Origin of the sequence: Streptomyces sp., from assembly GCF_031181705.1 — a bacterium.
Taxonomy (GTDB): Bacteria; Actinomycetota; Actinomycetes; order Streptomycetales; family Streptomycetaceae; genus Streptomyces.
Map to the genome: position 1 here is coordinate 1 of NZ_JAPSKN010000177.1, position 9,840 is coordinate 9,840.

Below are 9,840 nucleotides of genomic sequence, written 5' to 3' on the forward strand. Positions count from 1 at the left end.
AGCTGCTCGCGGCGCACCGGGCGGGCGTCACCACGGTGATCATCCCCAAGCGCAACGAGCCCGACCTGGACGACGTCCCGGCGGAGGTGCTGGACAAGCTCGACGTCCACGCCGTCACCGACGTCCGCCAGGTCCTGGAACTGGCGCTCGCGCCCGCGACGAACAGCGCGGCGCCGGAGGTTCCGGTCGCGGCGTGACGGACGCGGCCGGTTGAGGGAGGCCCGGGTTCCCGCGCGGGGACCCGGGCCTTCACCGTGTGGTGGGCCTGTGGACACGGACGCCCTGACCTGGGAATACTTGCCGGACTGCGGCGCCGACGGCGGCCGGAGGACAATTCCAGTAGCGACGAAATGGGCAGGGACTGACGTGCACGAGGGCGGCAACGACGACGGACACCGGGCCGGAAGCGGTGTGGACCGGCCCGCCTTCCTCGCGCTGGAGCGGGAACTGACCGTCCTGCTGCGGCGGGCCCGGGCCAGCCAGGGAGAGATGGCCCGCGAGGTCCACCCCGACCTGGAGTCGTCCGCCTACGGGCTGCTCGTCCGGCTGGACGAGTGCGGCAAGCAGCGGGCCACCGAGCTCGCCGCGTACATCGGCGTCGGCAAGGCGACGATGTCCCGCCAGCTGCGCGCCCTGGAGGAGCTCGGCCTGGTCGCCCGCGAGCCCGACCCCGCCGACGGCCGCGCCTGGCTGGTCGCCCTGACACAGGAGGGCCAGGACCGGGTGCGCCGGGTCCGCGAGGCCCGCCGCGCCCGTTACGCCGGCCGCCTGGCCGACTGGGAGACCCACGAGGTCACGGAGCTGGCCCGGCTGCTGCACCAGCTCAACCGGGGCATGGAGAAGTAGAGGGGCGGCCGCCCCCTCAGAACTCGACGAACACCACCGTCGCGTCGTCGTGCCGCTTGCTTCGGCCCAGCGACGTCGCGGCGGAATCCGCCCGTTCCAGCGTCCGCACCCGGTCCACCAGCGCCTGCGGCCCCTCCTTGCGCACGACCTGGAAGCAGTCCGCCCAGTCGCCCTCCCCGAACCTCTCCACCCAGCGGGTCGCCCCGTCCGTCAGGGCGGCCAGGGCGCGTACCTCAGGGCGGGGCAGGGTTCCGGCCACGGCCAGCCCTGCCACCGAGGGATCGGCCGCCGCCGTGAAGAAACCGCCCTCCTTGTTCCGCAGCGTCGCGTCCACCACCGCGTCCGTGGCCAGTGCCGAACGGGGCAGCAGAGCCAGCCGGTCGTCCAGGACGGGCGTCACCGGGCCGTCCGGGGACTCCAGGAGGAGGGCCGAGTCCGACAGGACGAGGTACTCCACCGCTTCCGGATCCCAGCGGGCCACGACCACCGTGGCCTGAGGGGTGCGGGGGTGAGAAAGGTCACAGGTTGACGCGTGCGCCTCGGCGGTACGCGCGATGGCGCGGGACAAGGCCTCGACCAGGGGAACATCCGGGAGTGAAACGGTCAGTTCGGTCAGTGCGCCGCCGAGTCGGGCGGTGAACCAGGGGACGGAATGCAGACACCCCGTCCCGGACTTCGGCGGCGTCACACCGTCCAGCACGACGAGCGAACCGCCCTGTCCTGAAGCCGGTAGCCCGACAGCGGCGAAGTCCTCGTTGGGTCGGTCGGCGTCTCCGGGCTCCGAGGCGAGTTCAGTACGCATCCAGCCAGTCTGCACGAGCCCTTCACATGGTCCGCAAAAGGCTGGCAATGGTTGCCGTACCGGCGCACCCGCGCAGGTCAGGCGCCTGGTTTGGGAGGGAATGATTTGTTCCGGGAAGACGCGGTGGCGAATACTGCCACCGCCCGGTCCCGCCGTCCAACCGGCGTACCGGGCAAGCCTCCTGCAAGAGCCGGTGGAACTTGCCCCTCAACTCCCCTCCGAGGTTCACTCCTTCGGGTGGCGGGTCAGGTGATGCGCGTGCGCTGCCCACCGGCGCTGGGAGGGTCGGGAAGTGTACCGGGAGTACGCGCCAGTTGACGGAGCGTCACCCGGACCCAAGGGTTCACGAGTCAGGAATGCGAGCACCGGTGCAGAAGACGCGGCCTCGTCGCACAGGCAAGCAGACGGCCCCCGTTCAGGGCGCTGAGGCGACGCCCCCCACCGGCAAGGGCCGCCCCACACACGTCCGCAACCGGCTGATCGTCGCCGTGGCCGTGGTCGCCGCGGCCATCGCCGGTGCCGGCACCCCCTCGGTGCTGGCCGCCTCAGCGGAACTCCACGACTCCCAGGAGCTGGTGACGCTCGCGGAGCAGACGCAGGACGCCCTCGCCCTCGCGCACTCCCTCGCCGACGAGCGCGACGACGTCACCGCCTACATCGCGGCCGGCCGTCCCAAGTCCAAGGCGCCCTCCGAGCAGCACAGCGAACGCGTCGACCGGCAGGTCGAGGAGCTGCGCGCCGACACCGACGCGCCCGCCGCGCTCCGCTCGGGCCTGGACGGCATAGCGGCCGTGCGGCGAGCGGCGCTCACCGGCAAGAGCAGCGCTCTCGAAGCGCACCAGGCGTACTCCGCCGCCATCACCGAACTCCACCGGCTCGCCGAGCAGCTGGCCCAGCGGACGCCGCCGCGCGCGGGCGCCGGCGGTCACGCGCTGGCCGAGCTGGACTCCGCCGTCCAGCAGGCCGCCGCGGCCCGGGGACTGCTGCTCGCCGCGCTCAGCGTGCCGCGCGGCACCGAGACGGTCGTCGACCCCGTCACCGGACTGCCGGCCGAGACCGCCACGTCCACCGGCGCCGACGCCCGGCAGCGCGACGCCCTGAGCGCCGCCGCCCAGCAGGCCCGGCTGCGCTCCGACGCGGCCCTGGCGGACTTCCGCGCCACCGCCCCCAAGGCGGCCCGCACCTCGTTCGACAACACGGTGACCGGCACCGAGGTCAACTCCGCCGAGAAGTACCTCGCCACCCTCACCGACCAGCCGTCGCTCTCCGGCGGTGAGCTGTCCACCAGCACCAAACGGCTGGACGCGGCCCTGTCCGCCCGGGTCGACCTGATGCGCGGCGTCGAGAGCGCCCTCTACGACCGCCGCACCAAGGACCTGGAGGCCCTGCGGGACGACGACGTCACCGCGCTGGAGATCCGCGTCGCGATCCTCGGCGCCCTGATGCTGCTCGCCGTCGGTGTCGCCACGGGCATGGCCCGCAGCCTCACCCGCCCGCTCGCGGTCCTGCGCCTGGGGTCGAAGCGCCTCGCCGAGGCCGAGGACCCGGCGGCCGAGGAGCCGGTGAGGTTCACCGGCCGCAACGACGAGTTCGCCCAGGTCGTGCGCTCCGTGAACGCCCTGCACGCGCACGCGGCCGCCCTCACCGAGCGGATCGCCACGCTGGAGTCCGACCGCAAACACCTCGTCGGGCAGCGCCAGAAGATGGCCGACGCACGCGAGGAACTGCGCGGCGAACTCGCCGAGGCCGCCGCCCAGCTGGAGCGGCTGCGCACGGCCATCGGCGGCACGTTCGTCAACCTCGCCCTGCGCACCCTCGGGCTGGTCGAGCGGCAGCTGGCCGTCATCGAGAACCTGGAGGAGCGCGAGCAGGACCCGGACCGGCTCTCCACGCTGTTCAAGCTCGACCACTTCGCGACCGTCATGCGCCGGCACAGCGAGAACCTCCTGGTCCTCGCCGGTACCGAGCACGTCCAGCACGCCGCCGGGCCCGTGCCGCTGGTCGACGTCGTCCGCGCCGCGGTCAGCGAGATCGAGCGGTACGAGCGGGTCCGCATCGCCGCGCTGCCGCCGCACGCGCACATCGCCGGGTTCGCCGCCGACGACCTCTCCCACCTGCTGGCCGAACTCATGGAGAACGCCACCTCGTTCTCCCCGCCCGACCTGCCCGTGGAGATCTCCGGCTGGCTGCTGGAGAACGGCGAGGTCATGCTCTCCGTCCAGGACGAGGGCATCGGGATGACAGAGGACCGGATGGAGCGCCTGAACTCCCGCCTGTCCGACTTCGACCCGGAGGCGCCCTACGACCAGGAGGGCGAGGACGGCCTCGGCCTCGGCCTGTACGTCGTCGCCCGCCTCGCCCACCGCCACGGCGTGCGCGTCCAGTTGCGCGAGCAGAAGCAGGGCGGGATCGCGGCGGTCGTCGTCCTGCCCCGGACCCTGCTGGCGGCGGCCCCGCCCGCGGCAGTCCCGGCCTCCGGACCGCCCTCCGGAGCCACCCACTCCTTCTCCCTGCCCGGCGCCGACGCGGAGGCCAACTCCAACGTCCTGCACGGCCGCACGAACGGCGGGGACCCGCTGGTCGCCCTCGCCGAGAGGGCCGTGCAGCGCGAGGAGGCCGGCCACGGCGCGACGGCGGCCGGGCACCCGGAACCGGCCGGGGCGGCGGAGGAGACCGCACCCGCGGAAGGGGCGACGGCACCGGCCGAGACGCCTGCCGAGACCACCATGGAACTGCTGGCTCCCCCACCGCTGGAGGAACCGGAGCCGACGCAGCACGAAAGCGCGGCCGACGACGGCGGAGCCACTCCGCACGAGCCGGCCCCGCACGCTCACGAAACCCGCACGGGGGGTGCGGGCGGGAGCGAACACGCCGGAGCGGAAGCCGAGGCGGAGGCCGACGCCGAACACGAACGCGTCACCGACAAGGGCCTGCCCAAGCGCACGCCCAAGATCACCGCCCCCACCACCGCCCCGCGCCAGCGCAGCGGCTCCGTCGACGCCGAAGCCCTGCGCCGCCGCCTCGGCGGCTTCCGCCAGGGCGCCCAGGCCGGCTACCGCGAGGTCGAGGCGGAGATCGCGGAGCAGACGGCCTCGCACCGGCGGCCGGCCACCGGCACATCTGGACCAGCTGATTCCGAAGTAGCCACGGGGGGCACAGTCGAGGAGGCAAGCAGTTGACCGCGCCCAGTACCTTCGGACTGATCGGACTGAGCAGTGAGGCCCGCAACCTGCACTGGCTGCTGACCAACCTCGTCGAGGAGGTGCCCGGCATCCTTTCGGTGGCGGTCGTCTCCTCCGACGGACTGCTCCTGCTGTCCTCCGACGCAGACCGCAACAAGGAGGCCCGCGAGGCCCTGCAGACCCGCGGGGGCCGGTCCACCGGCCCGCGCGGCTCCGCCGCCGACCTCGCCACCATCGTCTCCGGCATCGGCAGCCTCACCATCGGCGCCGCCAAGCTGATGGACTACGGCGGGGTCAAGCACACCATGATCGCCATGGAGGAGGGCAGCCTGTTCGTGATGTCGATCAGCGACGGCTCGCTGCTCGGCGTGCACGGCTCGGCGGACTGCGACATGAGCGTGGTGGCCTACCACATGGCCCTGTTCGTCGGCCGGGCCGGCCATGTCCTGACGCCCGAACTCCGCAGCGAGCTCCGTAAATCCCTGGAGGAGTCCCAGACGACGGGGAGTGCCCGATGAGCAGTAAGCCCAAGCAGCACCTCCCGGTCCGCGGCGGTGACCGCAAACCCGCCCGGGTCCGCCCCTACTCGCTCACCGGCGGCCGGACCCGCTTCGGCCACGTCCTCCTCGTGGAGACGTTCGTGGCCAGCACGGCGGCGCTGGACGCCCCGGAGGAGCGCAAGGAACTGACGAACGGCAACCTCTCCAGCCGTGTGATGCCGGAGCTGCGGGCCATCGTCGAACTGTGCCGCCGGATGCGTACGGTGGCCGAGATCGCCGCGCTGCTGAAGATGCCGCTCGGCGTGGTCCGCGTGCTCCTCAGCGACCTCGCGGACCAGGGAAAGATCCGTGTGTACGGAACGGGGACCGGCCACGGCACGGGCCGCCCGGACCGCGCTCTGCTGGAAAGGGTGCTGAGTGGACTCCGTCGTCTCTGACGCCGCTCACGGCGTCGCTGCTTCCTCCCCGTTCGTCCAGCCCGGCGAGGGCATGCACGCCTGGGAGACCGACCGCACCCGGGCCCCCATAGCCACGAAGATCGTGGTGGCGGGCGGCTTCGGCGTGGGCAAGACCACGCTCGTCACCTCCGCCTCGGAGATCACGCCCCTGCAGACCGAGGCGCTGATGACCGAGGCGAGCGAGGCCACCGACGACCTCACCGCCACGCCGGACAAGACCTCCACCACGGTCGCCATGGACTTCGGGCGCATCACGCTCGACGACGACCTGGTGCTCTACCTGTTCGGCACGCCGGGCCAGCAGCGGTTCTGGTTCATGTGGGACGACATCGTGCGCGGCGCGATCGGCGCGGTCGTGCTGGCCGACACCCGCCGCCTGAAGGACTGCTTCCCGGTCCTGGACTACTTCGAGAGCTCCGGGCTGCCGTACGTGGTCGCGGTCAACCACTTCGACGGCGCCGAGCTGTTCGAGCCGGAGGACGTGCGGGAGGCCTTGACCATCCCGCAACACATACCTGTCATGATCATGGACGCGCGTCGTCGGATCTCCGTGATCGAGACCCTCCTGGCCCTCGTCGGCCACGCGCTGGACGAAACCCCCGAGTAGAGGACAGCCCGCATGCGGAAGATACTCGTCGTCGGAGCCGGCCAGTCCGGTCTCCAGATCGCCCTCGGCCTCCAGTCGCAGGGGTACGAGGTCACCCTGATGTCGAACCGGACGGCGGACGAGATCCGCACCGGCCGGGTCATGTCGACGCAGTGCATGTTCCACACGGCCCTGCAGCACGAGCGCGACCTCCAGCTGAACTTCTGGGAGTCCCAGGCCCCGAAGATCGAAGGGCTCGGCGTCTCGGTCGCCGCCCCCGGCTCCTGGTCCGAGGGCCCCGCCGCGCGGGCCATCGACTGGCTGGGCCGCCTCGACGGGTTCGCGCAGTCGATCGACCAGCGCGTGAAGATGGCCGGCTGGATGGAGACCTTCGCCCAGCGCGGTGGCCAGCTCGTCATCCACGGCGCGGCCGTCGGCGACCTCGACTACTTCTCCCGCACCTACGACCTGGTGCTGGTCGCCGCCGGCAAGGGCGAACTGGTCCAGATGTTCGCCCGCGACCCGGAGCGCTCCCCGTACAGCGAGCCGCAGCGCGCGCTGGCCGTGGCGTACGTCCACGGCCTCGGCCCGCGCCCCGAGCACCCGGACACCGAGGCGGTCCGCTGCAACCTGGTGCCGGGCGTCGGCGAGCTGTTCGTCATGCCGTGCCTGACCACCTCCGGCCGGGCCGACATCCTCTTCTGGGAGGGCATACCCGGCGGCCCGCTCGACGTCTTCGCCGGCGTCAAGGACCCCGCGGAGCACCTCTCCCTGACCCTGGAACTCATGGAGCGGTACGTCCCCTGGGAGTACGCGCGGGCCACCAAGGTCGAACTCACCGACGCCGGCGGCACGCTGGCCGGGCGCTACGCCCCCACCGTCCGCAACCCGATCGGCCGCCTCCCCGGCGGTGGTCTGGTGCTCGGCGTCGCCGACGTGGTCGTCGCCAACGACCCGATCACCGGGCAGGGCTCCAACTCGGCGTCCAAGTGCGCCGCCGCCTACCTCGCCTCGATCGTCGAGCACGGCGACAAGCCGTTCGACGAGGAGTGGATGCGGGCCACCTTCGACCGCTACTGGGACACCGCCCAGCACGTCACCAAGTGGACCAACACGATGCTCGCGCCGCCGCCCGAGCACGTCCTGAACCTCATCGGCGCCGCCGGGGAGATCCAGCCGGTCGCCGACCGCTTCGCCAACGGCTTCAACAACCCGGCCGACTTCGAGAACTTCTTCTACGACCCGGCGAAGACCCAGGCCTACCTGGTCGAGGCGTCCGGCGCGGGCGCCGCCTAGTCCTCGTCGCCCGTGTCACCGTCGTAGCCCTCGTCCGACCCGTCCGTCGCGCCCTCGGGGAGCTCCGGCGGCTCGTAGTGCCGCAGGGGCTTCCCGTCCGGGTCCGGGCGTACGGCGCCCAGGACGGGGTTGGCCGCGATCGGTGACGCCTTCACCTTCGCGCCCGGGCGGGGTGCCTGGACGACCTGGCCGTCGCCGAGGTACAGCGCGACGTGCGTGGCCTCCTCGAAGTACACGACCAGGTCGCCCGGGCGCAGCTCGTCCAGCCCGATCCGCTGCAGCCGCTTCCACTGCTCCTGGCTGGTCCGGGGGATGGGGGTGCCGGCCGCGGCCCAGGCCTGCGAGGTCAGCCCCGAGCAGTCGAACGACTTCGGGCCCTCCGCGCCCCACTCGTACGGCTTGCCGAGCTGCCGTACGGCGTAGCGCACGGCCCGGCCGCCCGCCGCCGTGGGCCTGCGCACGGTGCCGGCGCTGCCTGCGGCGCCCAGCGCGCCGGAGGCCATGAACCGCTTCTGCGCCTTCGCCACACCGTCCTCCTCCAGCTCGGCGACCGCCGTGAGCTGGTCCCGGTCGAGGGAGGCGAGCAGTTCCTCGACGTCGTGCAGCCGTCCGCGCACCGTGTCGCGTTCCTTCCTGCGCCGCTCGGCGAGGGCGAGCTGCTCGTCGAGTGCCTTGCGGGCCTTGCGTGCGAGGTCCCGGGCCTTGCGTTCGCTGCCGGTCAGCCGGCCCACGGTGCCGGCCCGCTCCCGAGCGATCCGGCCGATCACCCGGCCCTGGTCCACCGCGCGCTCCGGGTCGCGGGCCAGCAGCAGGCGGACGTACGGGGAGAGGGCGGTGCTGCTCTGGTACTGCTGCCGGGCCAGGCGGCCGGCCGCGCCGCGGCTGTCGTGCAGGGAGAGCCGGGCACGGGCGAGGGCGCGCTCCAGCCGGTCGGTCTCGGCGCGTTGCCTCTTCAGCTTCTCCTCGGTGGCGTTGTACGCCTCGGTGGCCCGCTCGGCCTGGCGGTACAGGCGCTGAAGGTCGGTCAGGAGGCGGGCGACGGAGGGCCGTTCCGCGTCCGGCTCGGGCGCGGCCGCGGCGGGTACGGACGCCAGGGCCGTTCCGGCTGCCGTCGCCGCGACGCAGACCAGTCGCAGAAGGGTTCCTGACATGCCGTCACCTCCGGTGCGGGGGCGGCCCTGTGCCGCCGGACACCGTGAGGATGTGCCGCGTGCGCGGGGTGCGCGCGGTGAATGTGCGCGGTTCGGCGCAACGCCGTCACCCGTCGGCGTCGTCCCGCTTGCCGGGCGGCGTGGCGTCTGGCTTCGACCACGGCCAGTTGAGCCGGCGCGCCGGGGCGCCCTCGGGGGCGTAGGCGTACTTCCAGCGGTTGGTCAGGCCGGCCTTGCCCGGTCCGCGGGGTACGCGCCGGTAGACCAGCACGGTGGGCGCTCCGCCGTCCGGGTCCGGGACGGGGATGCGGTACGTCTTGGGCGGGTGGCCGGTGATGCCGAGCAGGACCGGCAGGACCCTGCCGTCCATGGGGCCGCCCTCGAAGGGGGTGTCTTCGCTCTTCACGGGATCAGTGTCAGACATCCTCGGCGAGGGCCAGGACCAGGGCGTCCGTCTGCGGGTCGCGGCGGGCCGTCACCGTCAGCATGGCGACGAACTGCTCGACGAGCCAGTCGCGGAGCTCCTCCGCCGGGGGATCCTTGTCCTCGTCGAGCCAGATCAGCGACGACGCCTCGACGGCGGTGATCCACATGCGGATGGTCATGCGCAGGCGGGGACCGGGGCCGGTGACGCCCAGGTGGCTGAGGATGTGCTCGGCGGCGACGCGGCGGACTCCGTCCACGATGGCGGTGGTGCGGGAGGTCTCGACGACGCTGCCGCCCTGGAGGAGGGCGCTGAAACCGGCGTCGTGCTCGTCGACGAAGGCGAGGTAGCGGTCCAGGGCGCGGGACAGGCGGGGGAGCAGGGGGCCCTCGCGGGGTTCGTCGAAGCAGTGCTGCAGCTCGTCGGCGGCGGAGCGGAGCGCGGCCTCGTAGAGCTGCTGCTTGCCGCCGGGGAAGTACCGGTACACCAGGGGGCGGGAGACGCCGGCCGCCTCGGCGACGTCGTCGAGGGAGACCTCCTCCGGCGCGCGGTGCGCGAAGAGGCCCAGCGCGGCGGTGAGCAACTGGCTGCGGCG

At 72.9% G+C, this 9,840-nt stretch carries 11 protein-coding genes; 7 read left to right on the top strand and 4 right to left on the bottom strand.

Annotated features, from left to right (window positions below):
* Together RIN80_RS24330 and RIN80_RS24335 are read left to right on the top strand one after the other, a co-directional pair.
* Positions 1-197 (top strand): S16 family serine protease (locus RIN80_RS24330; protein ID WP_309097781.1); only part of this gene is annotated, 197 nt, incomplete at its 5' end.
* Positions 198-366: 169 nt separating this feature from the next.
* Positions 367-846 (top strand): MarR family transcriptional regulator, encoded by a 480-nt coding sequence (locus RIN80_RS24335; protein ID WP_309097782.1) that lies wholly within the window; start codon positions 367-369, stop codon positions 844-846.
* Between the two features lie 16 nt (positions 847-862).
* Here the strand turns inward: RIN80_RS24335 and RIN80_RS24340 are convergent, their stop codons facing one another.
* The gene (locus RIN80_RS24340; RefSeq protein WP_309097783.1) at positions 863-1,648 is read right to left on the bottom strand and encodes a protein phosphatase 2C domain-containing protein; all 786 of its coding nucleotides are present in this window, start codon (positions 1,646-1,648) and stop codon (positions 863-865) included.
* 368 nt (positions 1,649-2,016) lie between these two features.
* Here RIN80_RS24340 and RIN80_RS24345 point away from each other — a divergent pair, with 368 nt between their 5' ends.
* The 5 genes from RIN80_RS24345 to RIN80_RS24365 are packed head-to-tail and all read left to right on the top strand — an operon-like array spanning position 2,017 to position 7,670.
* Complete coding sequence (locus tag RIN80_RS24345; protein WP_309097784.1) at positions 2,017-4,827, top strand: nitrate- and nitrite sensing domain-containing protein; 2,811 nt, start codon at positions 2,017-2,019, stop codon at positions 4,825-4,827.
* The gene (locus RIN80_RS24350) at positions 4,824-5,348 is read left to right on the top strand and encodes a roadblock/LC7 domain-containing protein (RefSeq protein ID WP_309097785.1); all 525 of its coding nucleotides are present in this window, start codon (positions 4,824-4,826) and stop codon (positions 5,346-5,348) included. Before RIN80_RS24345 ends, RIN80_RS24350 begins: the two co-directional genes overlap by 4 nt.
* The gene (locus RIN80_RS24355; RefSeq protein ID WP_309097786.1) at positions 5,345-5,767 is read left to right on the top strand and encodes a DUF742 domain-containing protein; all 423 of its coding nucleotides are present in this window, start codon (positions 5,345-5,347) and stop codon (positions 5,765-5,767) included. The genes RIN80_RS24350 and RIN80_RS24355 overlap by 4 nt, the downstream gene beginning before the upstream one ends.
* Positions 5,748-6,395 carry an ATP/GTP-binding protein gene (locus RIN80_RS24360; RefSeq protein ID WP_309097787.1) on the top strand — a complete coding sequence of 216 codons (648 nt, stop codon included), beginning with the start codon at positions 5,748-5,750 and terminating at the stop codon, positions 6,393-6,395. The genes RIN80_RS24355 and RIN80_RS24360 overlap by 20 nt, the downstream gene beginning before the upstream one ends.
* Positions 6,396-6,407: 12 nt before the next feature.
* Positions 6,408-7,670: a styrene monooxygenase/indole monooxygenase family protein gene (locus RIN80_RS24365; RefSeq protein WP_309097788.1), complete on the top strand. Its 1,263-nt coding sequence runs from the start codon at positions 6,408-6,410 to the stop codon at positions 7,668-7,670.
* On the opposite strand, the gene RIN80_RS24370 is transcribed toward RIN80_RS24365, so the two are convergent.
* From RIN80_RS24370 to RIN80_RS24380, 3 genes are all read right to left on the bottom strand, one after another.
* Complete coding sequence (locus tag RIN80_RS24370) at positions 7,667-8,821, bottom strand: C40 family peptidase (RefSeq protein WP_309097789.1); 1,155 nt, start codon at positions 8,819-8,821, stop codon at positions 7,667-7,669. The genes RIN80_RS24365 and RIN80_RS24370 overlap by 4 nt on opposite strands.
* Before the next feature lie 106 nt (positions 8,822-8,927).
* The gene (locus RIN80_RS24375) at positions 8,928-9,227 is read right to left on the bottom strand and encodes a hypothetical protein (protein ID WP_309097790.1); all 300 of its coding nucleotides are present in this window, start codon (positions 9,225-9,227) and stop codon (positions 8,928-8,930) included.
* 10 nt (positions 9,228-9,237) lie between these two features.
* Positions 9,238-9,840 (bottom strand): helix-turn-helix domain-containing protein (locus RIN80_RS24380; RefSeq protein WP_309097791.1); only part of this gene is annotated, 603 nt, incomplete at its 5' end.

What these genes read in the sequence shown, in the direction of transcription:
- RIN80_RS24340 (WP_309097783.1), bottom strand. Translation starts at nt 1,648, where the DNA reads ATGCGTACTGAACTCGCCTCGGAGCCCGGAGACGCCGACCGACCCAAC.
- RIN80_RS24355 (WP_309097786.1), top strand. Translation starts at nt 5,345, where the DNA reads ATGAGCAGTAAGCCCAAGCAGCACCTCCCGGTCCGCGGCGGTGACCGC.
- RIN80_RS24365 (WP_309097788.1), top strand. Translation starts at nt 6,408, where the DNA reads ATGCGGAAGATACTCGTCGTCGGAGCCGGCCAGTCCGGTCTCCAGATC.
- RIN80_RS24370 (WP_309097789.1), bottom strand. Translation starts at nt 8,821, where the DNA reads ATGTCAGGAACCCTTCTGCGACTGGTCTGCGTCGCGGCGACGGCAGCC.